The following is a 26,630-nucleotide window of genomic DNA, read 5'->3' as shown; positions in this document are numbered from 1 at the left end:
CGTGTGGTGACTGTAGCCAGCTCTCAGCAATCGCCTCAGACTGGCGGCACTGATTCAGGTCCATGCCTCGCCCAACACGGATGCTCCTGCTGGGCCTGTCCCTTGTCAGTGCTTCGTTTTTGGGGTGGAGTCTTGCTGCATCGCTCACGACCCAATCCTCTGCTTTAGGCAATCAAACCAATGACGATCTCCAGGCAGAGGAGCTCCTCGATCGCCTGGAGGCGCAGGAGGAGCTGACCCCAAACACCCGTCGCAAACTGCTGGAACGTCTCCTGGCCCGAGGTCGTTTTGAAGACGCTTTATTGGTACTCCAGCCTTGGCTTGCGGAGCAACCTCGCTCTCTCAATCTCGCCTTGCTGAGTGCTGATCTTCAACGGCTGACGGGCAACATCGATGGGGCCGTGAGCGAACTCAAGCAACTGCTGAGTTTGCATCCACTCGATGCCCAAGTGCTGCAGTTGTTGTTGTTGGTCGAGCAAACCAATGGCAATGGAGAGCAAGCCCTAAATGATCTGCAAAAACGCTTTAACGGCCAACAACCCGGAACCCGTTTAGAGCTGGGTTTATTACTGGCCGACGCGCTGCGCCTTAAAGGACAACCCCAGGTAGCGGAACAGCTCTATGGACAGCTCGCCAATGAATCACCTGCTGACATCCGTCCTCCCTTGGCCCTGGCGTTAATGAAACGCGATGAAGGAGAGGTTGAGGCCGTTCAAGCGCTCCTACAAGAGGCACGACGCCGCCAAGGCCGAGCCGCGGATGGGGAAAATGCCGACTTAATCGACCAATTGGCGGTGAGATGGGGGTTAAGCGCAGCCCGTCTGGACCCCATAAAACCGACACGTCCAACGCCTAGGGCTGCTGCTGATAGGCCTTGAGTGCTGCATCCACCGCATCGGATGGGGGTGTGGCATCGTCCATTGCACTGGACTGACGGATCCGGTTCAGGAGGTCCATGGGGTTGGTCGCATCGAGCACACTGCCACCAGCGGATCCAGCGGAGTCCGGGCTGTAAATCTGACGCTCTTGGGGCGTCTCATAGGCACTCCCCATCTGAGCGACGGCCGGGAAACTGACAACCGGCAGCAGGGCAACGATGGCCAACAGAGGCATCGCACAACGGCGAGACATCGGCAAATTGAGGTTTGGCGGATGCTAAGCGTCAAGTTCATTGCTGAGCAGCCGTGCGGATCGCAACCTGGAATGTGAATTCAGTGCGATCACGCCTGGATCAAGTGCTGAGCTGGCTCGAGCAAGCTCAACCAGATTTGCTTTGCTTGCAGGAAACCAAAGTGGATGACCCACTGTTTCCCTCAAAAGCTTTTGAGGCCAAAGGATGGCGGGTCAACTTTCATGGGCAAAAGTCTTACAACGGTGTCGCACTGGTGAGTCGTGCCCCCCTTGATGACGTGCGCTACGGATTCGTTGGAGAACTCGAGAAGGATCCAGAAGCGCTTGACTTGGGAGAGCAGAAGCGCGTCATCAGCGCGTTGATTGATGGGGTTCGCGTTGTGAATCTCTATGTGCCCAATGGCTCCAGCCTGACGTCTGACAAATATCCCTACAAACTCACGTGGTTGAAGTGCCTCAAGCGCTATCTGGAACACCCCTTGAAGCGGGGTGAGCCTCTTTGCGTCGTTGGGGATTTCAACATCGCTCTCGAAGCCAGAGATATGCATGCCCCCGATCGCCTCAGTGGCGGGATCATGGCAAGCGATGCCGAACGTCAAGCGCTGCAAATGGCACTTGCTAACGGCCTACAGGATGTCTTTCGGGTTTTCGAACCGGATGCAGGGCATTGGAGTTGGTGGGACTACCGCAGCGGCGCATGGGATCGAGATCGCGGCTGGCGGATTGATCACATTTATCTATGCGACGAGTTGTTGGGTTTGGCCCGCAGTTGTGTGATCCACAAATCCGTGCGGGGCAACGACAAACCCAGCGACCACGCTCCCGTGAGTGTTGATTTGGATTGGCCACCAAGCGACGACGACGAGGACGGCCACAACGAGAACGACGACTTGCTGTTTTGAGTCAAAACAGCTCGACAGTGGACTGAAGCGTCACGGAACGCTTCGCAGATTCACCGCACGTGCGTGGGGTGGGAAGAACCTTGCCAGGGTTCGCTCGGTTATCCGGGTCAAAAGCGCGTCGCAACAAACCCATGGTGTGTAGATCCTCAGGCTCAAACATCCAATCGAGGTAACAGCGTTTGTCGGCACCGACGCCGTGCTCGCCGCTAATACTTCCTCCCACAGCAAGACACTCTTTCAAAATTGCTGCGCCGAGATCTTTCACCCGCTGTTCGGCTTCGGGCTCCGCAGCGGAATACAAGATCAGCGGATGCAAATTGCCATCACCCGCATGGAACACATTGGCCACAGGCAAACCATGCTCATGGCTGAGTCGTTCGATCGCCGCCAAAACCAACGGAAGGCTGCTTCGGGGGACGACACCGTCCTGCACGTAGTAGGTGGGGGTGATTTTTCCCACTGCCGAGAACGCGGATTTGCGCCCTTTCCAAAGCACCGCACATTCGGTTGGATCTTCGGCTCGACGCAGTCCGCGAGCACCAGCCCCACGACACAGCTGCTCAGCCCGTTCAGCGGAAGCCTGAACCTCCGCTTCCTGGCCATCAAGTTCAATTAGCAACACCGCCGCAGCGTCCCGCGGATATTCGTCGTACCCGAAGAAATCATTCACTGCATTGATGGTGACGTTATCCATGATTTCCATCCCGGCTGGCAGCAAACCTGCTGCCGTTACGGCCCGCACCGCTTCACCAGCAGCCTCCATCGTTTCGAAATCAGCGAGCAGCACGTTGACGCACTCCGGCGCTCGCAATAAACGAAGCGTGATTGCGGTAGCAATCCCAAGAGTGCCCTCACTGCCGATAAACGCGCCGCGCAAATCGAGCTCTTGGGACTCGGCCAAGCCATTACCGAGCTGGGTGACGCTGCCATCGGGAAGCACCACCTCCAAACCGAGCACGTGATTGCTGGTCACCCCGTATTTCAAGCAGTGCACACCACCAGAATTCTCAGCCACATTGCCGCCAATACTGCAGACCACTTGACTGGAAGGATCCGGGGCGTAATAGAACCCATCACCTGCCACAGCCCTGGTGACCCAGCTGTTAATCACCCCTGGCTGCACGGTGACGCGGTGGTTTGCCAAATCCAGTTCGAGCACGTTGCGCATCCGGCTCGTCACCACAAGCAGTGCCTCCTCATCCACCAAAGCCCCTCCCGACAAACCCGTTCCACTACCCCGCGCCACAAAAGGAATGCTGTGGGCGTGGCAACAACCAAGAACAGCAGCGACTTGCTCCGTTGTTTCCGGCAACACCGCCAACGGTGGACATTGGCGCTCCAGTGTCAAACCGTCACAGTCGTAACTCAGTAACTCCTGACGTTTCGAAACGACCCCACGGGCGGGAAGTAGACGGCGGAGATCCCTCTCCAGAGCAGACCAGTCGTAGGACATGCCATCCCTCCAGATAAAGCAACCTTAGGCAGGTCGAACGGGCAATCTGCCGCGATTGGGACACAGAACAGACGCATGTGGACGTTCTTGGGTCAGGATGATGCACGGTTTGCATTTGCCTCTTGGCGTCGGTTCCTGTGACAACACCTACGTTGAACACCAGCCGCTCCCAGGCCATCTTCGGCGCAGCGCAGGGCCTGATGCCCGGTGGAGTGAGCTCTCCAGTGCGCGCGTTTAAGTCTGTGGGTGGTCAGCCGATCGTGTTCGATCGGGTCAAGGGTCCCTATGCCTGGGATGTCGATGGCAATAAATACATCGACTACATCGGGAGCTGGGGGCCCGCCATTTGCGGCCATGCCCACCCCGAAGTGATTAGCGCTCTCCAGGAAGCGATTGAAAAGGGCACCAGCTTTGGTGCCCCCTGCGCCCTCGAGAACACCCTCGCTGAAATGGTGATCGATGCTGTTCCCAGCGTCGAGATGGTCCGCTTTGTGAATAGCGGCACCGAAGCTTGCATGGCCGTGCTTCGCCTCATGCGTGCCTTCACGGGTCGCGACAAGGTGATCAAGTTCGAAGGCTGCTATCACGGCCATGCCGACATGTTTTTGGTGAAGGCAGGGTCCGGCGTCGCCACCCTTGGACTTCCCGATTCCCCTGGTGTTCCTCGCAGCACCACAGCCAACACCCTGACGGCTCCTTACAACGACCTCGAGGCCGTTAAAGCGCTGTTCGCAGAGAATCCAGATGCCATCTCCGGCGTGATCCTCGAACCCATCGTTGGAAATGCTGGATTCATTCAGCCCGAACCAGGCTTCCTCGAGGGTTTACGGGAACTCACCAAAGAAAATGGTGCGCTTCTCGTGTTCGATGAAGTGATGACTGGATTCCGCATCAGCTATGGCGGAGCCCAGGCGCACTTTGGCGTCACACCAGACCTCACCACCATGGGGAAAGTGATCGGAGGCGGTCTCCCGGTTGGCGCATATGGCGGAAGGGCAGACATCATGCAGATGGTGTCTCCGGCTGGTCCGATGTATCAAGCCGGCACCTTGAGCGGTAACCCACTGGCGATGACCGCGGGCATCAAGACCCTTGAATTACTCAAACAACCCGGGAGTTATGAGAAGCTCGCAGCCACGACTGAACGGTTGATTACCGGCATCAAAGGTGCTGCCAAAGAGGCCGGTTTCCCCATCACGGGTGGCAGCGTTAGCGCCATGTTTGGTTTCTTCTTATGCGAAGGTCCCGTTCGCAACTTCGAGGAGGCCAAGGCCACCGATGCTGAGCGTTTTGGCAGGCTGCATCGCGCCATGCTGGAGCGCGGTGTCTATCTCGCACCCTCGGCATACGAAGCCGGCTTCACATCGTTGGCCCACTCAGATGCCGACATCGAAGCAACGATTAACGCCTTCCGAGAGAGCTTTGCTGCCATCGGCTAGTTCTCAAATTTAATCATTGCAGGCATCTATTCCTCCGAGTCCTCCCGCCTTGATCTGCACGATCGAGGCGGTGGAAAGCAGCTGGTTAACAATCCCGATCCAAGGCATTCGTGAGCTTGAACATCAAAGCTTCCGCATTATTCGTGCACCGGATCTAACGGGGCAGAAAAAAGGGGGAGCAAAAGTAGAACCAAGAACGGTGATTGATAGTCGGCTCACAATCCTGGCTGAAAATTTTCAATCATCCGGACACTGGCAACCAGGAGCTATCGGGTATGGACAAATCAATTACACATGGTCATACGAGACCCCCATGGGGTTCATGGCGAAGCGAACTCCCGGCGAAACTTCTAAGGCCATAAATAGATCGACTCTTTACATCCAGGGGATGCTAGAAATTAACGCACAATTACAATTTAAATTGCACAATATTTCAACATTAAAACAGAATGTATCAAGCGAATTGATCAACAGTTTGGATGAATTAGCAAAAGGAAGCTGCGTCAGCCAACCATAATTGAGGCAATTACCCGAGTCACATGGTGACAACGAATTGTCTAATCAGATAATGGCTACAAAAACAAATCTCCTGAATCACTCTTCATGCATTTGAGTGCAACCAACGAACAAGAGCCTTGGCTGGGCTAGCAATATCCGTAATATTTTCATAGACAAAATCTTGCCAATCTCTCTCTGGCAATCCGGCAAATAGCATCAGGTTGAGTGGAAACTCCTCAGAGTCAGTGCAACGCCGAAAGTCATCACGAAACAGAAAAATGGGTTTGTTCAAAGCCATGGCAGCACCGAGCTCAACCATCACACCCTCATCTGGAGGTGTTCCGTTCACGATCGCAAAGAGCGCATCAGCATCACGAACATCTTGGAGATCCTTTTGCGCAACGCGATAAGCCCAGCCAGGCTCGGCAAAATCAATTTGACTATTCCGCGAAAAAGGCTCCCAAACCTCCAGCCCAAGCGCAGCTAATGCATCAACAAATTCAGGAAGCAATAGTCGTTTCCACTGCTCCGAAAAGCCATAGGGCGAGGCCAAATAAATGGTGTGGCTCATCTAATTAGAAATCAAGACGAGATTGGCGATAATTGCTTTCATCAGCAATGGCTGCTGCTGCATTTTCCCAGGGAAACAACAGCCACTCAGAACTCAGGCTCACCTCAGCGGCATCCCACCATTGTGGTGGAGCTTTGCTGACCCACACGGCATAGGTGGCCTGAGGCCATTGATCACGGAGCCCTTTCAACGTCCGTCCAGTCTCAAACACGTCATCAACGATTAAGCATTGGTTGTCGGGTGTCGTCGAAAGAGGAAGCCCTAAAGAATGACTCAGCCCAACGGCCAGACAAAGGCCACCCCGAGGGACACCAAACACACTCTTGAAAGATCGACCGCCATATCGCTCTGTAAGGACTTGAACGCAGGCGTCAAAATCAGCCCAGTTGAGTTGCTTCATGCCGTGAGAATGGCACTTCAACGCTTGATCAGCAGCAATGATTCAAGAGATTCCTCCCCAAGAGCAGATGCGCAAGTGGTTCCGCAGTCACCTGCTGTCGCGTGACGTCGAACTTCAAGAGCTGTATGAGCTCGAGCAGGGAGAGCTCGACCTTTTGATGGCAGAAACCGCGGAGATCCGATCCGATGTCGAAAACCGATCCCGCAGCCATGGACGCTGGTGCACAGCTGGCTATGTGCTGGAACTGGCCAAAATCATTGATCAACGGCGGGCATCCGAGAGATCCGGCGATAGGAGGTGACACCACCAATGATCCATTCCCGTGATCGAACATGGCAGCCGTCCGATCCGCTCACATGCCATCAATCTGGGAGAACATGATTATCAATCCCAACACGATTCAGCAATCGAGAAGGCCAAGTCTGACGAGCTTTATAATCGGATTTTAATTGACGCAACACTCTTTTTTGATAGCTAATTTTACTAGGACTCGCAGCCAGAATCCTCTCAATATCCTTGATTTGATTGCAAATAGAATGCTTTCGAAAGACCCCATAAATATTATTAATGCTCCGTTTTAATTCAGCCTTAGCCAAGCCTAAATCAACGGACATCTGGTCACGCAATCGATCCAGCATCACCTGATCAGTTGATAGCACATAGGGATCTTTTTGATCAGGCAGATGATCAAGAACCCTTAACAGGAAAGCCACCCTTGCATGCCGACTCGGAAAAGCAGCCAGTGGCTGCGCCGCGGCCACTCCCCCAAGAGCGACACTCCTTCGCCCCGTGCTGTTGGCCAATGTGCGCTTCACAACACCGCCTTCCTTCAGCACAAGGTCATCCAAACCACGCAGATAGTAATGATGAACAGGGAAGGGCAAGCCCTCTTTCAAATCCAAACATCGTCCGCGCCCCCTTGTGCCTGAGCGATGCAACCCCAGACCTGTCAATGTGCGCGTACGCATCACAGACTTAATTTGAGGAAAAACAAAAAACCGTTTCAAACCAGATTCAAAGCCTGAATCTGAGAGGGTGGCAGTCATTCGCCAAGGCATGGCCAGCGACTGAAATTTCTCCTCTTGAATGAATGGGAGGAGATCAGGATGCAAATATTCATCAGCGTCAATGACAGCCACATAATCTTCTTTAATCAAGCCACGAACAGCACCAATTTTCTGCCCTTCAACCTCAGTAAAATTTAACTTATTTCGAGACAAAATCTCACGACATAGGGGTGCTCCCCCTGGCGCAATTACAGGATAGAACTGCTCGATACCGATCGAACGATGATGGTCGATAAACGATTGAAGGTAAGGAGCCTCACCATCGAACACACGGACAACAATGGCACAACTTTTAGCCACATCATCTAGCTATTGAATAAAAATCTACCACGGAGATTGAGGTGGTTAGCCCCGGCAAAACACACATTCACAAGGATCCAGCACACGCCTCCTCACGGACTCAGGAGAGGCCACAAAATAAGCTAAGTACAGCAAATATATTTCCCAAAAAAGATACCGTGGACCAATCCTCCTCAACAAGAATTATTTTCTTCAGATGGCATCAAATTGAGATTCAAAAACAAGAATAACAAATAATCATGCAATAAATACAGGCATTTCTACTTAGATCCTTTCACATAACAGAGCGACAGCCTTCGGCTTAGGTTAAGTACCTAGTGCAATCTTGATCAAACAGGTGTATCACTTTGGTAGTGATCCCGGAGCAGTGATGAAAGCACTTTTTCAATGGTGGGGTGATGCATTTGCCCATGCGATGGGTGCTGTGGACTTGGACGAAAAGCGCCAAGTACCACCACTGATTGGCGTTCAGCCCTATCGCGACACTCCTCTCAAGCATCGCCACCACGACTGAGGGGCTAACCCAATAGCCAACAAAAGCGGGCTAGATGTACGAACTGCCTTAAATCGTCCATCTTCCCGCGCGAAACAATCTATGGGCGGTTATCCACGCCCTCCACAATCAAGGCTGAACAGTTTTTGCTCATAGATTATTAGATTGTTATAGAAAACATGTCTGACGACAACCAAGCCAATCAGAGCTGTGGCGGCAAAAAGAAAGCCATGTTGGCCTATGGTCTCATCCAAATTTCAGCCACCGTTGTATCGGCCATTTCCCTTGCAGCAATTGCATTAAGCCTTTGCCCGCTCAAGCAGCAAAGCACCACGTTCAACGGATGCATTTCGGAAATCATTGCCCAAGGCGAGTCGAATGAGCAGGCTGTTCGACATTGCAATGGGGGCTAAGCCAAGCTCTTTGCACTTTTAAAGAATGGGGTATTTACCCCCTTTCTTTTTGCATCAACAAAATAAAATTTAGGATGGATTCTTCGCTCAAAAAACATTTTCAAGCTTAATCATTGCCTGTTATTCTATTCCAAAAAAATTGAATAGATTTAGCGATAGTTCTCAAACTGCAGGGGTACATCTAATTCATCCTCCTTACTTTTCACTAATTGAATAGCTGCCTGAAGATCATCCTTACTTTTTCCTGTGATTCGAACGCTTTCACCCTGAATTGCAACAGTTACTTTTTTCAGCTCATCTCTCACGATTTTGCTCAATTTTTTAGCGATTTCTTGGCTCAGCCCCTTGCGCAGCTTCACCACCTGCTGAATGCGGTTTCCTCCAACAGACTCCGGCGGCTGAAAATCAAAAATTTTCAGTGAAAGTTTCCGTTTTGTCGCTTTCGCGCGCAGCACATCTTCAACGGCCTGAAGCGTCATGTCGCTGGCTGTCGTAATCACCATCTCGGTTTCCTCCAGCACAATCTCAGTCTTGGAATCCTTCAAGTCGTAGCGGGTCGAAACATCCCGACGCACCTGATCAAGGGTATTGACCAGCTCCTGTCGGTCGAAATCAGAAACGACATCGAAAGAGGACGAACTGGCCATAGCGCACGGTCACTGCTGTTCACAGCTTAGAAAAGGCCAGGAACTGAGCCCACACCATGTCGCTGCTGCAACTTTTCACAGCTACAAACGCAACGCCCTACGCCTGGTCTTTGGTTTTGGCAGGTGGAAGCGTCGTCGCCAGCATCATTCCTCTGGGCGCAGCTCGTTCAGCATCCAATTTCGAAATGAAAGACATGGCCGCACCACGCGCCATGTTTGATCGCTTCCCAGCGTGGGGGAAACGGGCCAGTTGGGCTCACCAAAACAGCTTCGAAGCCTTCACCCTGCATGCTCCCGCCGCCTTACTTGCTTTGATTGCTGTGGAACACTCCGGTCCCCTTCCAGCGGCTGCCGTCGTAGCAGCTTTTGCCCATCCAGCATTTCGATTTGCCTACATCGCGGCTTATGTCGGCAATGTGCCCCCCGCTAGGGGACTCTGTTGGGCTAGCGGCCTGCTGTGTAGCGGAATCCTTTACAGCGAAGGGCTTAAGGCTTTTTTGGGCAACTAATTAATCGAAGTAAAGCAAGCTCACCACCTTGCCCATATCTTCCGCTGTTCGCGCACTCGCCAACAACGTTTCGCTGTCATGAAATGCCAAACAAATCAGCTGATCACATCGGCTAATAATTTCTTGATTGCAAAGACTGCTGGCCATCGGGAGGGGCAGTTCATCCTGTTCGGGCTTTTCGACCAGGTGTAAAACTCGCTCGAGCAAATCTCGAATCTCAACAGCTTGGCGATCCAAGCTCTGAGGCAGCAGCACCGTGAGCTGGGACGGATCGACCTCCAAGACACCACGGATGACGGCGGCATTCACCCCCTGGGAGCCAGACGTAATCAGCGAATGGCCCTCCTGAACGAGGGAACGAGCGACAAGCTCAACCAAATGAATTGCAACCACCGGCACATGTCTGCTGCCGAGGATCGCGATTCGCCGCTTTCCTTTGTCCTGTAACAGCGCTAGTTCTTGCGCCAGCGTGTCGACCCGATCAAGGGACGGCAGATCCAATGACTGACCCAACGACATCCCGCCTGAGATCACTGGAAACTAGCAACCATTAGACGTTCTGGACTTTCAAGTTCAGAGCAGAGAACAGTCGATCGAGATGGCAGTGCTCTTCCACAAGACGAAAGGCATAGGTGGCCTTCACCGCTTCGTGTAAGCGCACATGGCCAAACGCCTGCTCAATCACTTCCACAGTAGCCAAGGTGTCGTGCTCAACCTTCAAGAGTGGAACATCCAGCTCTTCCGCACGACTAATCAGCTGGGGCAGGGGCTCTCCAGCACCCGTCAGGATCAAACATTGTGTTGATGCCTCCAAAGCCGCCAATTGAATATCCGTACGGTCGGCACCGGTGACCACCGCCATATTTCGACGTCGACGAAAGAACTCCATTGCAGAGTTCACGTTCATGGCTCCAATGCTCAGGGTTTCAACCAAGAGCTCTTGACGGTCCTGGCAACAGATCACACGGGCATCCAAACGCCGCACCAGCTCTCCGACCGTGACGCTGCGCAACAACGGTGACCTCGGCATCACGCCAAACACCGTGAGGCCAAGATTCTCAAGCGTGGGCACAACTTGACGTTCCAAGCTATCGACCTCCTCGGGCGTTACAGCATTCAGAACAACACCGACAAGGTGCTCTCCAAGGGACTGTTTCGCAGCGAGGAGGGGCTCCACACTGCGGCTGTCCTGCCACAAATGCACCAGCACCACCTTGGCTTCCAACCCCTCGGCCAGTTGCGGAAGACTCAAGCCATACAGAAGCCCCTCATTCAAGCTTCCAGCACCCTCGAGGAGGGTCAGTCCATCGTGGTTATCCACCTGCTGCCGAAGTTGGTCAAACCCCTCTCCGGCGTCCAACTGCCCCAGACCCAGACGACTCGTCGCCGTTGTCGGAGACAGCAGATGCAGAGACGACATCAAGCGATCAGCCTCAAATCCGAGGGTCTCGCCAACAAACCGCACATCGTCGTCAATGAGCGGTTGGGGCAACGGCCCTTGGTTGGGATCCCAATCCAAGCTTGTGGCAAGCGGCTTACCGAATTGAATCGAATGACCGGACTGATTGAGCTGCTGAGCAATACCCAAAACAAGAGCGGACTTTCCGCTGAACGGTTCGCATGATCCGATCAGCAAAGTCGTTCCCATGAACCGCACTTCAGTCGTCGATGAATCTAGGCGTCTGCAACCGCATCGTTCTGCTCCACAAGCACCCAATACCAAAAGGCATCTGGAAGATCAGGTTTTTCACCAACGAATGCTGAACAATCCATCAGCCAAGACACCAATTGATGCGTCGGAAGACTGAACTTTCGCGAAGAATCCGGTTGTGTCGGAAAAAAAGCTGGCAGTGGATCACATCCAACGGTGCCCGTTCGTCACTCCAGCTGAGAACAAATCCATGGCCGTCAGCCCCTGCCACAGGCCTGCACCCCTCAAGCTTTTGACCTTGGAGGAGCCTCAACGCATCCAGAAGCGCTTCTGAGCGGGCTAAACCACCGCAATAGGGTGCAAAAAGCACCTGTAAGGCGTCGTCAGACAAGACGCAACGGGCCGATGATCCATTTGAAGGATGCCGCAAGCTGGAGGGATGGACCAGCTCACACCAACGACCTATCAGAACCGCTGCATCGGCATCACCGGTGCCAGCGGCACGCTCGGCTGTGCCCTGACGCGCTCTTTTCGTGCCAGGGGTGCTGAAGTTGTTGGCCTGACCCACAGCTCACCTCCCCAGATCAAAGACGACGAGGGGCCCCACCGTTGGATCTCCTGGCAGTGCGGCGACGAAATCGCCCTTGATGGTGACTTGGCACAGTTCGATGTTCTGGTGCTGAACCACGGCATCAATCCGAAAGGCAGTCAGAGCCCTGAGGACGTGAACCGAGCCTTGGAGATCAATGCACTCAGCAGTTGGCGCCTGATGCAGCGCTACGAGGAGATCAGTCGCTGCAACATCAGAAAGCATCAAGGACGAGAGACGCCCATGGAGATTTGGATCAACACATCAGAAGCAGAAATCCAACCCGCAGTGAGCCCTGTTTATGAGATCTCCAAACGCTTGTTGGGCCAATTGGTGAGTTTGCGGGGAGCCACGCGTCCTGCGGACGAACGCAACCAATTGGTGATCAGAAAACTTGTCTTAGGTCCGTTCCGGTCCGATCTCAACCCAATCGGAATCATGGACGCCAATTGGGTTGCCAATCAGGTTTTAAACCAAGCCAGCTGGGGGTTGAGATTGATCATCGTGACGCCGAATCCCTTGACCTATCTCCTAATGCCCGTCACCGAGCTAGGAAGACGGATTTACAGCCGAATCCTCAGTCGCCCCGATCGGTAAGGATTTCACAACCATCACTGGTGACCAAAACGGTGTGCTCCCACTGCGCAGAAAGCGCACCGTCCCGCGTAACTACCGTCCAACGGTCCCGCAACGTCCGGCAGCCTTTGCTCCCCGCATTCAGGATCGGTTCAATCGCCAAGGTCATCCCAGGACGAAGCGTCACATTCGGCAGCTCGTCAGTACGGAAATTGAACACCGACGGTTCTTCATGGAGATTGCGGCCCACGCCATGGCCGGTGTAATCCTCAACAACACTGAAACCATTGGCTTTGACGTGGTCTTCGACGGCGCCAGCGATGTCGAGAAGCGTATTGCCTGCTTTCACCTGGCCGATGCCAGCCATCAGCGATTCGCGTGCGACACGACTCAGGGTTTGAGCTTCTTTCGATGCGTCCCCAACACAAACGGTGATGCAGCTATCCCCGTGATACCCCTCGAAATAGGCACCGGTATCCACCTTGAGGAGATCGCCGCGGTGAATCACACGTTTGGCACTCGGGATGCCATGGACAACTTCGTTGTTAATACTGGCGCAGATGCTTGCTGGAAAGCCGTGATAACCCTTGAAGCTGGGAGTCGCTCCCATTTCGCGGATGCGGCGTTCAGCAAACGCATCAAGATCTCCGGTGGTTTGCCCTGGTTCCACCATGGCCATCACCTCTCGGAGAACGGTGGCCACGATTTTGCTGGCCTGGCGCATGATCTTGACTTCGCGGGCAGACTTGATCTCCACCCCGCGTCGTTTCTGAATTCGTGGTCCGGTTGCAGTGGTTTGTCCCTGAGCTGCCTGAGTTGTGGCCAGCAGATCGGCGAAAAGATTCATTGGCCTGCTCAATATTGGTCACGCTATCAACGGCTTGCGGTTGGGTGTAGGTCATGACGTTGCTTGTGCGCGTGCGCGAACTCCACCAACGCATCGCTCCATTTGTCCTTCTGCCGTTATTCGTCACTGTTTGCTCTGGCGTTGGCTATCGCCTTGCCCGCGACTGGTTTGGAGCCAGCCGTGAGCAAGTGCACTGGTTAATGACCCTGCACGAAGGGGAGTGGTTAGGACCAACCCTCGAACCAGTTGTGGTGCTGATGAATGCCATTGGCTTGCTTTGGATGCTGATCACCGGCCTCGCTCTTTTGATCGAACGTTGGCGACGACAGGTACACTGATTCTTTGGCGATAAACGCGGAGCTGGGATGGCGGCCGACCAGAAGGACACCACGGTGACCGAAGAGAGCACTCAACAAGAAACCGTGGCGACCAAGGCAAAGCCTGCGGCAGCTTCGAAGAAGCTTTGTGCGGAAGAGCTCATACGCGAGTTTGAGAGCGCTCAACAGAAAGATGATCTTCCCGAGATCTATGTCGGAGACACCGTTCGTGTCGGCGTCAGGATCAGCGAAGGGAACCGCGAGCGTGTCCAGCCCTACGAAGGGGTGGTGATCTCTAAGCGCCACGGTGGACTGAATCAAACGATCACTGTCCGACGCATTTTCCAAGGAATCGGCGTTGAACGCGTGTTTATGGTCCATAGCCCACAAGTCGCCAACATCAAGGTTGAACGGCGCGGTAAAGTACGTCGGGCGAAGCTTTTCTATCTGCGGGAACGGGTGGGCAAGGCCACCCGCGTGAAGCAGCGCTTCGATCGCTGAGGTTTCGACCTCGTTCAATCCAGTCGCCAACATCAATGTTGGCTGAGGGGTTCATCGCCTTGCGCCGTTAGTTCAGTTGGTAGAACGCAGGTCTCCAAAACCTGATGTCGGGGGTTCAAGTCCTCCACGGCGCGTCCGATGACCCCTCGTGCAGTTTCTCGAGTCTCAGCATGGAGTTGGATCTTCAACCTGGTGATGTTGTGAAGGTGTTGGAGTCAGCCGCTCTTGGCTGGGTCCGCGCCCGTGTCATCCGCGTCAAATCTGGTGGTCGTGTGGTTGTGCAAAGCGACCAAGGTCGTGAATTCACCGCCCGCGGCAACCAAGTCCGTCTAATCGAGCCCGCTGGATTTCGTCCCTGACGACGTCCAGTCGGCTTCGATCATCGTGTCGCCCTGACACATTCGAATACCCCGATGGTTTTTCCATTGGGGTATTTGTCTTGGCTTCGATCGAGATTGGACACGTTTTCGCACAAGCCTCCTTATTGACACCCTTCAAGCTGATTTGCACAACCTCTCCTATCGAGTTGTTGACGGAGGGCAGGGCGGCAGTTGATACTGACTTGGTCGCCATGCGACACAGGTCTGGTTCCTTCAAGCGCGTCTTGGACGAATCCAATCAGATCTGGGACCGTAGTTCAATCGGTTAGAGCACCGCCCTGTCACGGCGGAAGTTGCGGGTTCGAATCCCGTCGGTCCCGTTTTTAATTATCCGATGCGGCAATGGTGCGCGTTCGTCTGGCCCCAAGCCCAACGGGCACGCTGCATATCGGCACAGCACGAACTGCCGTGTTCAATTGGCTTTTCGCCAAAAGTCAGAACGGAGTCTTTTTGCTCCGCATCGAAGACACCGATAAGGAACGATCCAAACCGGAGTTCACCCAGAACATTCTTGAGGGCCTCCAATGGCTCGGAATCGACTGGTCAGAGGACCCTGTAATTCAAAGCGAACGGGTCGCACACCATCGCGACGCCATTCGGACACTCCTCGACAACGGCCTGGCCTATCGCTGTTACGCCAACGAATCTGAGCTGGCGGCCATGCGGGATGCACAAAAGGCAGCCAACCAGGCTCCCCGTTACGACAACCGCCACCGAAATCTCACCGCAGAGCAAGAAGCCGCATTTCAAGCCGAAGGTCGGGATGCTGTGATCCGCTTTCGCATCAATGACGATGCGAACATCCACTGGAATGACCTGGTGCGCGGCACAATGCGTTGGCGAGGGGGCGATCTTGGTGGCGACATGGTGGTCGCCAGACGCGCTCCTGCGGATCAAATCGGTGATCCCCTCTACAACCTCGTGGTTGTGGTGGACGACGCCGCCATGGAGATCACCCATGTCATCCGTGGTGAAGACCACATTGCCAATACAGCGAAGCAACTTCTGCTGTACGAGGCCCTCGGCCTTCCGGCGCCAACCTTCGCCCATGCACCACTGATCCTCAACGCAGACGGCAAGAAACTGTCGAAACGGGATGGCGTCACGTCCATCAACGAGTTCCGCTCGATGGGGTACACGGCCGAGGCGATTGCGAATTACATGACCTTGCTGGGCTGGTCGGTACCTGAGGGAATGGAGGAACGCTTCACCCTGAGGGAAGCCGCCGATCAATTCAGCTTTGATCGAGTCAACAAAGCTGGAGCACGCTTTGACTGGGACAAACTGAATTGGTTAAACGCCCAGGTGCTCCATGGCTGGAGCTCAGAACAACTCCTGGAGGTGCTTCGTCCTCTTTGGCTCAAGAACGGCTGGACAATCCCCAGTGATAACAAAGGCTGGGCCTTAGAGCTTTGTGAGTTACTTGGCCCTTCTCTGACGCTGCTGAACGACGGTGTCGACCAAGCCGCACCATTTTTTGAATGTCCAGATCTTGAAGACGATGGGCTCAACCAGCTTCAGAGCGAAGGGGCTAAGGCTGCCATCGGTCATCTTGTCGATGCACTCCAAGCGGAGCGGTGGATGGGAACCGATCTCGACCAGGCCCAAACACTTCTTGGCAATGCGGCGAAAGCTGCTGGGGTGAAAAAAGGCGTGATGATGAAATCGCTGCGCGCTGCACTTCTGGGTCGCTTGCAGGGCCCCGACCTCCTCACCACTTGGTCGCTACTGGCAAAAATTAGCGACGACTTACCCCGCCTTCAGCGCTGCCTCAGCTGATTCCTCCTCGCCGGACTCCGAATCCGTTTGGATCAACCCCAGCATTCGCGCCAAAGGCTGAGCTGTCAGCCCCTGCAAGCCCACAGTCATCAAAATCGTTAAAAAAACCAAACCCTGCAAACGGCCAGCTCCAAGAATTCCGGCTTGCTCCAGACGAATGGAGAACAACGAGGCCACAGACGCCGTGACGATGCCACGGGGCGCGAGCCAACCGAGAAACAACCTTTGCTGGAGGTCTAATGGCAACCCAATCGTGGCAACACCAACACCAATAGGCCGCACGACAAACATCAACGTGAGAACACAAAGAATTCCGCCCCAGCCCAAAGGACTGAGTTCAGCCCAAGACACATCCGCCGCCAGCAAGGGAAAAAGCATCGTGATCGACAACTGCGCTAGCTCTTGAATCAAACGTTCAAATTCAGCTGTGTAAAAGCCAGGCCGACGCCCCACAACGATTCCCGCCGCAACGGACGCAGGCAATGCTGATTCCGGCAACAGCCACTCACTGACGCCATACATCAGAAACAGCATCCCCAAACTCAGTTGCAAGGGCAAACCAGAGGATTGCTCAGGCTTAAGACGACGCAACACCTCTGAGAGAAGCCACCCCACCCCCGCACCAATCAACACTCCACCACCAAGCCGGGATAGCAAACCAATCGCCAGCTCCCTCCAGCCATGAAGGTTCCCGAGCACTAACTCCAACAACAACAACGCAAGAACGGCCCCAATGGGCTCTAACAGCAGACCTTCAGCCTCCAGCACATCCCCCAGCGGAGCTGCCAAGCGGATTTGACGCACCAACGGGGTAACCACAGTTGGGCCTGTGGCCAAAACAATTGCACTGAACACAGCTGCCACCGACCAACTCAGACCCGCTAACCAATGGGCCGCAAGCAAGCCACCACCAAGGGAAATCACCAACCGCAGAACAGCGATGCGCTGCACCGTTGCCTTAATCGTGTCGCCAGGCAGACGGAGGTTCATGCCCCCGTCGAAGAGCACAAGGCTGACCAGGAGTCCAACGATCGTCCCGAGGCCCGGGCCGAGATCGAGGGGTTCCACAAGCCCTAGCCCCGACCGCCCAATCAACAGTCCTGAAAGCAAGAGCAAAACCACCCCGGGCAACCCGGAGAAGGCCGCCACCAAACGCGCTGCTGCCCCGGAGAACACGGTGATTCCCCACAGCAGGCCAAGCCGCTCAGGCGTCATCGACTGCCGAAAACTGTGGTTCTACCCGAACACCAATCACCGCCTGCGGACGCACAACGAGGTACTCACCATCCAGGTCGCTCATCGGTACATTCACAAAACCTCCCTGAGTCTCCGCATTAACAACCCCCTGATACCACTCCTGAAAGGTTTCTAATTTCGGGAAAAACACTCGTTCGGTTTGCCCTCCCACGAGGTGGAGATGCACGGCATAGCGACGGGGGGTGCGAGGCATCAGCGCAGACGTCAATCCGTAGTGATTGCCTCAGGATGGCGGATTGCTCTGGTCTCTGCCCAATGAAAGGGGCTCAGCGTCGATTGCCGGGGGGCATAAAGCGGATGCCGCGGTTCCCCCGATTGCGTCAACGCCAAGCTGAGGGGACCGTCTGAGTTTGGACAGATCATTTGCCGTTGCCGACTCAGCGGTTGAAGCATGCGAAGGACATCACGGGCACGGGGGCCACGGCCACCGCTCACACCCCAGCCACACCACAAATCCATCTGAGGATCACAGGCCCAACGCTCAAAACAGACCTGAAGAACCTTGTCATTGTCGACTCCTACCGGATCGCTGGCACGTTGCAGGACGGCTGGATGGGGGGAAATTCGCCCAAACAAATTGACCACCAATAATTCTTGATATCCCCACGACTTCGCGAATGTCTGAAGCCTCCTCAAGGTGGGGTCGTCACGCTTTCCGTCAGCTCGGGAAGGATTCAGTCCAATAAACAACAGAAGTCCCAACCCCAACGTCCACTGACGATGCAACCACCAGCGATACTGACGGTTGGCACTGAAGCTTGCGTTAGACGCCGAGATGGCGCCGGCAGAGATCGAGGATGCGCGCACTTGCTTGCCCATCACCAAAGGGATTGACCGCTCGAGACATCAATTCGTAGGCCTCTGCATCCCCTAAAAGACGAGAAGCTTCCTCCAAGATGACAGTGGGATCGGTGCCAACCAGCCGAGCCGTACCGGCATCGACCGCTTCTGGGCGTTCGGTGGTTCGACGCAGTACAAGCACTGGTTTACCAAGGGCTGGTGCTTCTTCTTGAAGTCCACCGGAGTCGGTGAGCAACATCGTGCACCCCTTCATCGCCGCTACGAGGCGGTCGTAATCCAGCGGCTCGGTTAGGAAGACCCTCGGATGATCCCCCAAGAGGGATTTCAAGGGGTCTCGCACCGTGGGATTGCGATGCAGTGGGAGCAAGAGGGCGGTGTCGGGGAAACGATCCAAGACCAATCGAATCCCCGATGCGATGTCGGTTAAGCGATCTCCCCAATTTTCGCGTCGATGGACCGTGGCCAAAATCACGCGCTGGGATGTCCAATCGAGCCCCTCAAACTGCACCTCAGGCGCTTTTTCTGCCATCAACAACAGCGCATCAATCACGGTGTTTCCTGTCACCGAAAGGTCTCCAACAACCCCAGATGCACGAAGGTTCTGCTCAGCCTTGAGGGTCGGAGCGAAGTGCAATGTGGCGATCTGAGACAACAAACGTCGATTGGCTTCCTCGGGGAACGGATCCAACAGGTTGTCGGTTCGTAAACCCGCTTCCACATGACCGACCGGTATTTGCTCATAGAACGCTGCCAAACCGGCCGCAAATGCCGTGGTCGTATCCCCTTGAACCAGAACAATCTGGGGAGGAAAATCCTGAAAATCGTCCCGCAAGCCCTGCAACGCAGCGCAGGTGACGTGGGTCAATGTTTGGCGTGGTGCCATCAAGTTGAGATCCTTGTCGGCTTGCAAACCGAAGAGATCCATCACCTGGGTCACCATTTCCCGGTGCTGACCGGTCAACACAACCCGGGTCGTTAGGGCCTCACACGCTTGAAAAGTGCGGATCACAGGAGCGAGCTTGATCGCCTCAGGGCGCGTCCCTAAAACGATGGTGACGCGGGGCTGATCGGCCATGAAATCCGCTCGTGTAGAGGGATCCTACGGGCGTTCAGGAATCTGAGACCTCCATCAATCACTTGCCAGCAGCCACATCGGAACGATCCTGGAATCACATCGTCTCGAAGATCGTTGGATCAGCCGGTCTTTCCTCCTAGCTTTCCGCCGCGCTCTGCCGGCAACTCAGCCAATCCTCCCTCTCCGGCATCACCTTCTCAAGCCGCATCCACTGCGGAGGCCACAACTCCGGACGTGCGGGGCACAAAAGGATCCCCATCCCTGGAGACCATCCTGCGCATTGCCGATAACGCGGGACATTCGGATGTTCACCTTGGCGTGGGAGAACGTCCGCGCTTTCGAGCGCGTGGCGACATTCAAACCACCGACTGGCCTACCACCGATGACGCGGTGTTTCAGGGATGGCTTCGTGAAATTCTCTCGCCGCAGCAAATCGATTCCTTTTATCGGAATAAAGAACTCGACAGCGCCTTTGCTTTTCCCTTCGTGCGCGTGCGGATCAATTTGCTCGATTCATTGCGTGGCCCAGCGATGGTGCTGCTCATTGCGTGGCCCAGCGATGGTGCTGCGGCTCATCCCTCAAACCATCCTCAGCATGGAGGAGCTCAACCTTCCAGAGGTGCTCAAAGATTTAGCAGCACGTCCCAAGGGACTCGTGCTGGTGACAGGACCGACTGGATCTGGAAAGAGCACAACTTTGGCCGCCATGATCGATTGGATCAATCGCAACAAAACCTGCCACATCCTCACTATCGAAGATCCGGTGGAATTTGTGCATGAAAGCCGAAAGTCCCTGATTCGTCACCGCGAAGTGGGCTTGAACACCCTGAAGTTCCATCACGCCTTGCGGGCCGCCTTACGAGAAGATCCAGATGTGATCCTGGTGGGGGAAATCCGAGATCAGGAGACCCTTTCAACAGCGCTTGAAGCAGCTCAAACCGGTCACTTGGTGTTTGGGACGCTGCACACCAACTCAGCAGTTAAAACCGTAGAGAGAGTGCTCGGGATGTATGCGCCTGAGGAACAATCCAGCATTCGCCGATCACTCTCCGAATCCTTAGTTGGGGTGATCGCTCAGGGGCTGATTCGCACCAACGACAACAAACGGGCTGCTTATCACGACATCCTGGTCAATACAGATGCCTGCAGGGATTACATCCAGCAGGGATGCCTTGATGAGGTGGAAGACATCATGTCGCGAAGCAGTTTTGATGGCATGGTCACATCAAATCAATCGCTTCAAGCCCTTGTTGAAGCGTATCGCGTTACATCAGATCGAGCTGTTGCGGTGAGCTTGAAACCGCATGAGCTCGCCCAGGCCCTACGCGGACGAGATTGATCAACCCGCGTTGAACACCCTCGACACCAGCACCACGGCCATTCCTGCAGATAAACCAATCATGGCGAGCCGTCCATTCCAAATCTCCGCCTGAGGTGTGAAGCCGCGCTTCCATTCGTTGAGTTCAGCAGATCCCACGGGTTCAGAGGTCTGCATTGCTGTTTTTTGCCCTGACTGATCTGCCATGCCCCCCCTTTTTTGTGTGCCACCTTAAGGGCATTTTTCAAAAGGCAGGTGAAGCTTCGTAAAGCGCATCAGCCCGTTCCAATGGCCAGCGAGCTGCTACCCCTGTTTCGTCGCTTGACGACACCATCCCACGCTTCAACCGGTTGAGCGCTGCGGCTCCAATCATGGCGGCGTTATCGGTGCAATACGCCAAAGGAGCAATGGATACGCCAACACCATGCTGATTGCCCTGTTTCGCCATCAGGAGTCTTAGACGTTGGTTGGCAGCCACACCACCCACCATCACAAGCTGCGTGAGGTTGTGATCAAGGGCACAACGGATAGCGCGTTCCACCAAGACATCAGCCACCACCTGCTCAAAACTGGCCGCGAGATCGGCCAGAGGCAGTTCACCCCCAGAGCACTGGCACGACTCAACAGTGCGCAACATGGCTGTCTTCAATCCACTGAAGGAAAAGTCGTAGGGATGAAATCCACCACCCCGCAGAGAGATCCGTCCTTTCGGCAGTGAAAAACGTTTGGAATTCCCTGAAGCAGCGATGGCCTGAATCGCGGGACCACCCGGATACCCAAGACCCAGCAGCCGAGCCACCTTGTCAAAGGCTTCACCAGCGGCATCGTCATGACTTCGGCCGAGTCGTTCCATCTCTCCGTGGAGACCCACACGAATCAGCTCGGTGTGACCACCACTCACCAAAAGAACTAGATAAGGAGGAGCGGGGGCATGCTCACCCAGGGCGGCTGATGCCAAATGCCCTTCGAGGTGATGAATTCCCAAAAAAGGCACCTGATGCAAAGCCGCAAGGGTGCGACCCGTCACTGACGCCACCATCAAAGCGCCTGCCAAGCCTGGTGCCACGGTTGCTGCGACCGCATGCAACTCAGAAATCGACAGCCCGGAGTCCCGCAAAACTGCCCGCACTAATGCGGGCAAAGCCTCCACATGACGACGCGAGGCAATCTCTGGAACAACCCCACCCCAGAGAGCATGCTCCTCAACTTGTGACGCAATCCCAGACGCCAAAACCTCAACGCTGCCATCGGTTTTGTGGCGTACAACCGCAGCGGCTGACTCGTCACAACTTGTTTCGAGGGCAAGCACGGTATGCATTTTGGTCTGGGCCCTCCCCTACTCTCCGCAAGAGACATCCTGCCTTTCAACGGGCAGTTTTAAAACAGGAATCGTCCGATGCGTCGTCTTTTCGCCGTTGTGCTCTCGACCCTCCTGGTGTTCGGCTTCGCCCCCGTCGCTAAGGCGGATGTGGCCGGCTTAACCCCCTGCGCTGAAAGCGCACGCTTCCAGCAACGCGCTTCTGCTGCTTCAACACCCCAGGCGAAAGCCCGGTTTGAGATGTACAGCCAAGCGGTATGCGGAGAAGATGGTCTGCCCCATCTCATCGTTGATGGCCGTTGGAGCCACGCCGGTGACTTCGTCCTTCCCGGGATCATGTTCCTCTACATCAATGGATGTATTGGTTGGGCTGGTCGCGAATATCTCAAAGCAACCCGTGGCAAGAACGCAGCCATGAATGAGATCCAAATCGATCTCAGCATTGCGTTTAAAAGCCTCTTGGCAGCTGCTAGCTGGCCCCTGGCAGCCTTTGGCGAATTAACAAGTGGAAAACTGACGGAAGACGACGCCAAGGTGACCGTCTCCCCGCGCTGATCCACTGCCCACTCACCACCGTCGGTACCCATGAAAAAATTTCTCACCACCGCTCCCGTTGTTGCAGCGATTTGGTTTACAGCAACCGCTGGAATCCTGATCGAATGGAACCGCTTTTTCCCTGATCTTCTGTTCCACCCGATGTAATGGGTCTCAAGCGCTAGATAAATATCTGGCAAAGCCCCCTTCCAGAGGGGGCTTTTTTTATGAGCTGATGCTGGGTAAGGCGTCGCTTAATCAGCAGGCAATTGCATATGCGTCTCGAGCTGTTTCAACGCCTGATCAAGATCGTCGTTGATCACCACCGCATCAAATTCGTTTTGGGCATTGAGCTCCTCACTGGCTCGGGCGAGTCGACGTTGAATCGCATCCTCCGTGTCGGTACCCCGACCTCGAATCCGCCGCTCTAATTCCGTAAAACTGGGGGGAGCGAGGAACACCTGAAAAGCGTCAGGAAAGCTACGACGCACCTGCCGGGCACCCTCAAGCTCAATTTCTAAAAGCACAGGCCGACCGGCCGCAAGCTGCTGCTCCACCGGAGCACGGGGGGTGCCGTAGCAATTGGAGGCAAACTCAGCCCATTCGAGCAATCCGCCGGACTCGACAAGCGCATCAAAGGTGTCGCGGGGGTGGAAGAAATAACTCACCCCCTCTTCTTCCCCAGCGCGCGGATCCCTTGTTGTTGCTGAAACGGAGAGCCAAATTTCAGGATGTTGCTCCAACAGTCGCTTCACCAACGTTCCCTTACCAACGCCGCTTGGACCTGTAAGCACGGTGAGCCTGCCGTTGTGTGCCATCCGGAGAACTACGTGAGCAAGCAGAGTAGGAAGCTTCCCACTGCCATTTGGTGAAAGCGACGGCCAGTCTTCAACCCATGGATCTCACCACCCTGCGGGCGGTGCTGTGGGATCTGCGCGGCCGTGTTCTGCCCAGTCGTTTCGAAAAAGCACAACAACCCAGCCCAGGCACCATTCAATTGGGGTTTCGCAGCCTTAAGGGCATGGTTTGGCTCGAACTGAGCTGGCAAGCAGACTCACCCCGCCTCACTGCAATCGAGGCCCCACCCAGAGAGGGGGCTGGCAGCACCTTGGCGCAGCAACTCCAACACAGCTTGCGTCAATTAGCCCTTGTGAAGCTCCACCAAGAGGGGTTCGAGCGCGTGGTGGAATTTCACTTCGCGCCCAGACCAGGAGAGCCCATTCAACGGGTGCTGGTCTTAGAACTCATGGGTCGCCACAGCAATCTGCTGTTGCTTGATGAGCAAAGACGCGTCATCGCTCCCGGACGACAGGTCCGCGACCATCAATCCAGAATTCGTCCGATCAGCACTGGCGACGATTACTGCCCACCTCCCCCGCTTCAAGGACATCGACCGGACAAAACGGAGCGGTTCGAACGCTGGCAAGAGCGGCTGAGCTTGATTCCGATCCCGCTCAAGAAGGCTCTTCAACAGACTTATCAAGGGATTAGCCCCGCATTGGCCACTCAACTGGCGGGGAGTTGGCTCACAACCCCTGTGGATCAGCTGAAGGCTGAACAGTGGGAAACCTTGCATCGCCGCTGGTGTCGATGGCTAGAGCAGATGGACCTGGAAACCTTTGCACTCCAAACCAATCCCAATGGGAGCTACCGCGTTTGGGGAGAGAATCCAGCGGCAACGCAAGATTCGCTGGCCCTTGGCTTAGGCAAGTTTTATCAAGAACGGCTCGGGCAACGCGTCTTGGCCAAAGCCCAAGAGGAGCTGCGGCACAAAATCGAGCGCTGGCGTTCCAAAGAAGAGTCAGAGTTAAACGACCAACAGCAGAGACTCAAGGCCACCGAAAACCATGCCGAGATTCAGCAACAAGCTGATGCTCTGCTTTCTCTGCGGCAACCCAACCGAGACCAAATCAACGAAGCACAAAAGCTCTACAAACGGGCGAGAAAATTGCGACGGTCCGTTGCAATCCTGAATGAACGGATCGATCACCACCAGCAACGCCTCGCTTTAATTCACGGCAGCGAAGGCTTTATCGAAGAGCAACTCGATGCGATGTGGCAAGACGACCTAGCTCGAAAAATCGGCTTACAGGAACTTCAACGGGAACTCGACGATCTTCTATCGCCAGGGGAGCCTCCGCAATCAAGACGTCGGCAAAAACAGAACCAGCCTCAACCACTGGAGCTCACGAGCCCCAGTGGCATCTTGGTTCAAGTGGGTCGCAATCATCGGCAGAACGACTGGATCAGCTTGCGCCAGGCTCGTAGCGGCGACCTTTGGTTTCATGCCCAGGAATGTCCGGGTAGCCATGTCGTGCTTAAAAGCTCCAATGCTCCAGCGGATGAAGACGACCTTCAACTCGCGACGGATCTTGCCGCCTACTTCAGTCGAGCACGGGGGAACTCCATCGCCTCGGTGGTGATGGTTCCAACCGATCAACTGCAGCGAATTGCTGGAGCAGGACCCGGCACCGTGCGCCATGGATCAGGTGAAATTCGCTGGGGACATCCGCAACGCATTAAGGAACGCCTCTTTCCCCCTAGCTTGGTTGAAAAGACGGGCTGACTTGAACCTTCGCCCCTCCCGCGTCCGTGCCTGAACGCCCCGACGGTCCCCCAGCGCTCCAACCCCCTCCTCCGATTCGCATTGGTCGAGGGCCAGACGATGTCGACTTACCCCATGAGGTGGAAATGCCCCTCATGGAGCACCTGGAAGAACTGCGCGGAAGGGTTCTGAAGAGTCTTCTAGCGGTGGTCATCGGTGCAGCGCTTTGCCTGGTGGTTGTCAAACCCCTCGTTCGCCTTTTGGAAGCGCCTGCAAAGGGAATTCACTTCCTGCAACTCGCGCCTGGAGAGTTCCTATTCGTCTCGTTGAAAGTGGCCGGCTATGCGGGACTCACCCTCGCCCTGCCCTATGTGTTGTTCCAGTTATTGGCATTTGTGCTGCCGGGTCTCACCGTGCGCGAACGCCGCTTAATTGCCCCGGCCGTCGCGGGATCAGCGGTGTTGTTTTTGGTGGGTCTCATCTTTGCCTGGTGGGCCCTGGTTCCAGCGGCATTGAACTTCTTGGTGAGCTACGGGGCTGATGTGGTGGAACCGCTTTGGTCGATTGAGCGCTATCTCGATTTCGTTTTACTGCTGATGTTGGCCACAGGGTTGGCTTTTCAACTGCCGGTGCTCCAACTCTTACTTGGCGTTCTTGGGCTTGTTCGCTGGCGCTCCATGCTCGGGGCTTGGCGCTGGGTCGTGCTGGGATCAGCCCTGGCGGGAGCCGTACTCACCCCCTCCACCGATCCAATCACGATGTTGTTGTTGGCCAGTGCGATTACAGGTCTCTTCATTATTGGCGTCGGGCTTGTCGCCTTCACCGAAAAACTCAAACCAGAAACTCCTTAAGCAAGCTCTCCGCTTCAGGTCCCTCCAACTGCAATTGGAGGCTCAACGCTTTCCCGAGACGTGGTTTATCGCGCGTTGTAAACAGCCAATTGCGCACTTCATCCGCCAAACCAAGACGATTCACAACATCCAAGACCTCTGCAAGGTGGCCTCGATAGCTGTTTTCATCCATGGGGAAGGACTGTTGCTCTAAAAATGCCCACATCACGTGCAGGTAGAGACGGCGGCGTCGCACCACCAGTTGAAGGTCGTAAGTCGCCCTCCAGCGCTGGCGTAGACAGCCAATCACCTCCTCCACACCGAGGGGATTAACAGCCGATGAAGAGTCTTGATCAAGCACAGAAATCTTGCTGACGAACGGTAGGAAAGGCCAGTCGTTGCAAAGCGTGACAAGCCGTTCTGCCTCCATAATGATTGCCATTCTGTGCTGGATGAACGTCCGCCATGACCCAAATTCCCTCGAGCGAT

37 protein-coding genes and 2 tRNA genes are annotated in these 26,630 nt (G+C 55.0%); 20 read left to right on the top strand and 19 right to left on the bottom strand.

From position 1 onward, the window contains the following. Positions 1-62 precede the first annotated feature (62 nt). Entirely contained in the window at positions 63-878 is an 816-nt protein-coding gene (locus BL107_RS05145; protein ID WP_156779389.1) for a lipopolysaccharide assembly protein LapB, read from the top strand. Here BL107_RS05145 and BL107_RS05140 read toward each other — a convergent pair. After that, positions 853-1,131 (bottom strand): hypothetical protein, encoded by a 279-nt coding sequence (locus BL107_RS05140; protein WP_037988126.1) that lies wholly within the window; start codon positions 1,129-1,131, stop codon positions 853-855. The two genes, BL107_RS05145 and BL107_RS05140, sit on opposite strands and share 26 nt — an antisense overlap. 53 nt (positions 1,132-1,184) lie before the next feature. Here BL107_RS05140 and xth point away from each other — a divergent pair, with 53 nt between their 5' ends. After that, a complete protein-coding gene (xth, locus tag BL107_RS05135; protein WP_009789218.1) occupies positions 1,185-2,033 on the top strand; it encodes an exodeoxyribonuclease III in 849 nt (282 codons plus the stop codon). A gap of 1 nt (position 2,034) precedes the next feature. On the opposite strand, the gene BL107_RS05130 is transcribed toward xth, so the two are convergent. Then, positions 2,035-3,486: an FAD-linked oxidase C-terminal domain-containing protein gene (locus tag BL107_RS05130; RefSeq protein ID WP_009789217.1), complete on the bottom strand. Its 1,452-nt coding sequence runs from the start codon at positions 3,484-3,486 to the stop codon at positions 2,035-2,037. 137 nt (positions 3,487-3,623) lie between these two features. On the opposite strand from BL107_RS05130, the gene hemL reads away from it, so the two are divergent. After that, the gene (gene hemL / locus BL107_RS05125) at positions 3,624-4,925 is read left to right on the top strand and encodes a glutamate-1-semialdehyde 2,1-aminomutase (RefSeq protein ID WP_037988773.1); all 1,302 of its coding nucleotides are present in this window, start codon (positions 3,624-3,626) and stop codon (positions 4,923-4,925) included. A 49-nt stretch (positions 4,926-4,974) separates the two neighbouring features. Beyond that, a complete protein-coding gene (locus BL107_RS05120; protein ID WP_009789215.1) occupies positions 4,975-5,442 on the top strand; it encodes a hypothetical protein in 468 nt (155 codons plus the stop codon). 84 nt (positions 5,443-5,526) lie between these two features. Here BL107_RS05120 and BL107_RS05115 read toward each other — a convergent pair whose 3' ends face one another. Then, on the bottom strand, positions 5,527-5,994 hold the full coding sequence (locus tag BL107_RS05115; RefSeq protein WP_009789214.1) for a nucleoside 2-deoxyribosyltransferase: 468 nt from the start codon (positions 5,992-5,994) through the stop codon (positions 5,527-5,529). Positions 5,995-5,998: 4 nt separating this feature from the next. After that, a complete protein-coding gene (locus tag BL107_RS05110; RefSeq protein ID WP_009789213.1) occupies positions 5,999-6,394 on the bottom strand; it encodes a phosphoribosyltransferase in 396 nt (131 codons plus the stop codon). A gap of 37 nt (positions 6,395-6,431) precedes the next feature. Here BL107_RS05110 and BL107_RS05105 point away from each other — a divergent pair, with 37 nt between their 5' ends. Then, entirely contained in the window at positions 6,432-6,695 is a 264-nt protein-coding gene (locus tag BL107_RS05105) for a hypothetical protein (protein ID WP_009789212.1), read from the top strand. Between the two features lie 61 nt (positions 6,696-6,756). Here the strand turns inward: BL107_RS05105 and BL107_RS05100 are convergent, their stop codons facing one another. Continuing rightward, positions 6,757-7,761 (bottom strand): glycosyl transferase family 2, encoded by a 1,005-nt coding sequence (locus BL107_RS05100; protein WP_037988123.1) that lies wholly within the window; start codon positions 7,759-7,761, stop codon positions 6,757-6,759. Between the two features lie 370 nt (positions 7,762-8,131). Here BL107_RS05100 and BL107_RS12890 point away from each other — a divergent pair, with 370 nt between their 5' ends. Both BL107_RS12890 and BL107_RS05095 read left to right on the top strand, forming a co-directional pair. Further along, the gene (locus BL107_RS12890) at positions 8,132-8,275 is read left to right on the top strand and encodes a hypothetical protein (RefSeq protein ID WP_198002323.1); all 144 of its coding nucleotides are present in this window, start codon (positions 8,132-8,134) and stop codon (positions 8,273-8,275) included. 158 nt (positions 8,276-8,433) lie between these two features. After that, entirely contained in the window at positions 8,434-8,667 is a 234-nt protein-coding gene (locus BL107_RS05095; RefSeq protein ID WP_009789209.1) for a hypothetical protein, read from the top strand. Between the two features lie 149 nt (positions 8,668-8,816). Here the strand turns inward: BL107_RS05095 and BL107_RS05090 are convergent, their stop codons facing one another. Then, the gene (locus BL107_RS05090; protein WP_009789208.1) at positions 8,817-9,314 is read right to left on the bottom strand and encodes a YajQ family cyclic di-GMP-binding protein; all 498 of its coding nucleotides are present in this window, start codon (positions 9,312-9,314) and stop codon (positions 8,817-8,819) included. A gap of 56 nt (positions 9,315-9,370) precedes the next feature. Between BL107_RS05090 and BL107_RS05085 the strand changes: the two genes are divergently transcribed. Next, positions 9,371-9,823: an MAPEG family protein gene (locus BL107_RS05085; protein WP_009789207.1), complete on the top strand. Its 453-nt coding sequence runs from the start codon at positions 9,371-9,373 to the stop codon at positions 9,821-9,823. Here the strand turns inward: BL107_RS05085 and BL107_RS05080 are convergent, their stop codons facing one another. The 3 genes from BL107_RS05080 to ebsA form a co-directional block, all read right to left on the bottom strand. After that, positions 9,824-10,342, bottom strand: a complete 519-nt coding sequence (locus tag BL107_RS05080) for a hypothetical protein (protein ID WP_009789206.1) — start codon at positions 10,340-10,342, stop codon at positions 9,824-9,826. It lies immediately after the preceding gene. A 31-nt stretch (positions 10,343-10,373) separates the two neighbouring features. Continuing rightward, complete coding sequence (locus BL107_RS05075) at positions 10,374-11,471, bottom strand: phosphotransacetylase family protein (protein ID WP_009789205.1); 1,098 nt, start codon at positions 11,469-11,471, stop codon at positions 10,374-10,376. Positions 11,472-11,595: 124 nt separating this feature from the next. Continuing rightward, entirely contained in the window at positions 11,596-11,865 is a 270-nt protein-coding gene (ebsA, locus tag BL107_RS05070) for a type IV pilus biogenesis protein EbsA (protein ID WP_050749829.1), read from the bottom strand. Positions 11,866-11,895: 30 nt separating this feature from the next. On the opposite strand from ebsA, the gene BL107_RS05065 reads away from it, so the two are divergent. Next, positions 11,896-12,660, top strand: coding sequence for an SDR family oxidoreductase (locus BL107_RS05065; protein ID WP_037988120.1), 765 nt, complete (start codon positions 11,896-11,898; stop codon positions 12,658-12,660). Here BL107_RS05065 and map read toward each other — a convergent pair. Beyond that, on the bottom strand, positions 12,641-13,486 hold the full coding sequence (gene map / locus BL107_RS05060; RefSeq protein WP_009789202.1) for a type I methionyl aminopeptidase: 846 nt from the start codon (positions 13,484-13,486) through the stop codon (positions 12,641-12,643). The genes BL107_RS05065 and map overlap by 20 nt on opposite strands. A 53-nt stretch (positions 13,487-13,539) precedes the next feature. Here map and BL107_RS05055 point away from each other — a divergent pair, with 53 nt between their 5' ends. The 6 genes from BL107_RS05055 (at position 13,540) to gltX (ending at position 16,463) form a co-directional block, all read left to right on the top strand. After that, on the top strand, positions 13,540-13,824 hold the full coding sequence (locus tag BL107_RS05055; protein ID WP_006169725.1) for a hypothetical protein: 285 nt from the start codon (positions 13,540-13,542) through the stop codon (positions 13,822-13,824). 27 nt (positions 13,825-13,851) lie between these two features. After that, positions 13,852-14,304: a 50S ribosomal protein L19 gene (rplS, locus tag BL107_RS05050; protein WP_009789201.1), complete on the top strand. Its 453-nt coding sequence runs from the start codon at positions 13,852-13,854 to the stop codon at positions 14,302-14,304. A 61-nt stretch (positions 14,305-14,365) separates the two neighbouring features. Then, positions 14,366-14,438, top strand: a tRNA-Trp gene (locus tag BL107_RS05045). A 36-nt stretch (positions 14,439-14,474) separates the two neighbouring features. After that, entirely contained in the window at positions 14,475-14,663 is a 189-nt protein-coding gene (locus BL107_RS05040; protein WP_006043540.1) for a hyperconserved protein Hcp, read from the top strand. A 267-nt stretch (positions 14,664-14,930) separates the two neighbouring features. Then, a tRNA-Asp gene (locus BL107_RS05035) sits at positions 14,931-15,004 on the top strand. A gap of 22 nt (positions 15,005-15,026) precedes the next feature. Then, positions 15,027-16,463, top strand: coding sequence for a glutamate--tRNA ligase (gltX, locus tag BL107_RS05030; protein ID WP_009789199.1), 1,437 nt, complete (start codon positions 15,027-15,029; stop codon positions 16,461-16,463). Here gltX and BL107_RS05025 read toward each other — a convergent pair. The 5 genes from BL107_RS05025 to BL107_RS13220 form a co-directional block, all read right to left on the bottom strand. Further along, positions 16,434-17,678, bottom strand: coding sequence for a sodium:proton antiporter (locus tag BL107_RS05025; protein ID WP_009789198.1), 1,245 nt, complete (start codon positions 17,676-17,678; stop codon positions 16,434-16,436). The genes gltX and BL107_RS05025 overlap by 30 nt on opposite strands. Next, complete coding sequence (locus tag BL107_RS05020; RefSeq protein WP_037988117.1) at positions 17,668-17,913, bottom strand: hypothetical protein; 246 nt, start codon at positions 17,911-17,913, stop codon at positions 17,668-17,670. The genes BL107_RS05025 and BL107_RS05020 overlap by 11 nt, the downstream gene beginning before the upstream one ends. A gap of 11 nt (positions 17,914-17,924) precedes the next feature. After that, positions 17,925-18,527 carry a DUF1643 domain-containing protein gene (locus tag BL107_RS05015; protein ID WP_037988771.1) on the bottom strand — a complete coding sequence of 201 codons (603 nt, stop codon included), beginning with the start codon at positions 18,525-18,527 and terminating at the stop codon, positions 17,925-17,927. Next, entirely contained in the window at positions 18,484-19,596 is a 1,113-nt protein-coding gene (gene wecB / locus BL107_RS05010) for a non-hydrolyzing UDP-N-acetylglucosamine 2-epimerase (RefSeq protein ID WP_009789195.1), read from the bottom strand. Before wecB ends, BL107_RS05015 begins: the two co-directional genes overlap by 44 nt. 136 nt (positions 19,597-19,732) lie before the next feature. Beyond that, positions 19,733-19,855: a hypothetical protein gene (locus BL107_RS13220; RefSeq protein WP_255344635.1), complete on the bottom strand. Its 123-nt coding sequence runs from the start codon at positions 19,853-19,855 to the stop codon at positions 19,733-19,735. Positions 19,856-20,116: 261 nt separating this feature from the next. On the opposite strand from BL107_RS13220, the gene BL107_RS05005 reads away from it, so the two are divergent. Continuing rightward, positions 20,117-20,935 carry a type IV pilus twitching motility protein PilT gene (locus BL107_RS05005; RefSeq protein ID WP_369791566.1) on the top strand — a complete coding sequence of 273 codons (819 nt, stop codon included), beginning with the start codon at positions 20,117-20,119 and terminating at the stop codon, positions 20,933-20,935. On the opposite strand, the gene BL107_RS05000 is transcribed toward BL107_RS05005, so the two are convergent. Next, the gene (locus BL107_RS05000; protein ID WP_009789192.1) at positions 20,936-21,121 is read right to left on the bottom strand and encodes a chlorophyll a/b-binding protein; all 186 of its coding nucleotides are present in this window, start codon (positions 21,119-21,121) and stop codon (positions 20,936-20,938) included. Positions 21,122-21,158: 37 nt separating this feature from the next. Further along, positions 21,159-22,232: a tRNA (adenosine(37)-N6)-threonylcarbamoyltransferase complex transferase subunit TsaD gene (gene tsaD / locus BL107_RS04995; protein ID WP_009789191.1), complete on the bottom strand. Its 1,074-nt coding sequence runs from the start codon at positions 22,230-22,232 to the stop codon at positions 21,159-21,161. A 78-nt stretch (positions 22,233-22,310) separates the two neighbouring features. Between tsaD and BL107_RS04990 the strand changes: the two genes are divergently transcribed. Then, positions 22,311-22,787 (top strand): photosystem I reaction center subunit III, encoded by a 477-nt coding sequence (locus BL107_RS04990; RefSeq protein WP_009789190.1) that lies wholly within the window; start codon positions 22,311-22,313, stop codon positions 22,785-22,787. Positions 22,788-22,817: 30 nt separating this feature from the next. After that, positions 22,818-22,934: a photosystem I reaction center subunit IX gene (gene psaJ, locus BL107_RS04985; RefSeq protein ID WP_009789189.1), complete on the top strand. Its 117-nt coding sequence runs from the start codon at positions 22,818-22,820 to the stop codon at positions 22,932-22,934. Positions 22,935-23,020: 86 nt separating this feature from the next. On the opposite strand, the gene gmk is transcribed toward psaJ, so the two are convergent. Continuing rightward, positions 23,021-23,584 carry a guanylate kinase gene (gmk, locus tag BL107_RS04980; RefSeq protein ID WP_009789188.1) on the bottom strand — a complete coding sequence of 188 codons (564 nt, stop codon included), beginning with the start codon at positions 23,582-23,584 and terminating at the stop codon, positions 23,021-23,023. Positions 23,585-23,661: 77 nt separating this feature from the next. Here gmk and BL107_RS04975 point away from each other — a divergent pair, with 77 nt between their 5' ends. Both BL107_RS04975 and tatC read left to right on the top strand, forming a co-directional pair. Beyond that, positions 23,662-25,332: an NFACT family protein gene (locus BL107_RS04975; protein WP_009789187.1), complete on the top strand. Its 1,671-nt coding sequence runs from the start codon at positions 23,662-23,664 to the stop codon at positions 25,330-25,332. Positions 25,333-25,451: 119 nt separating this feature from the next. Next, on the top strand, positions 25,452-26,162 hold the full coding sequence (gene tatC / locus BL107_RS04970) for a twin-arginine translocase subunit TatC (protein ID WP_009789186.1): 711 nt from the start codon (positions 25,452-25,454) through the stop codon (positions 26,160-26,162). Here tatC and BL107_RS04965 read toward each other — a convergent pair. Beyond that, positions 26,143-26,502, bottom strand: coding sequence for a DUF3067 family protein (locus BL107_RS04965; protein ID WP_037988769.1), 360 nt, complete (start codon positions 26,500-26,502; stop codon positions 26,143-26,145). The genes tatC and BL107_RS04965 overlap by 20 nt on opposite strands. Positions 26,503-26,630 lie beyond the last annotated feature (128 nt).

It is taken from the genome of Synechococcus sp. BL107, assembly GCF_000153805.1.
In the GTDB taxonomy this organism is placed as follows: Bacteria; Cyanobacteriota; Cyanobacteriia; order PCC-6307; family Cyanobiaceae; genus Parasynechococcus.
The sequence above is the reverse complement of the archived record's forward strand: the minus strand, read 5'-3'. Positions and strand labels throughout refer to the sequence as shown.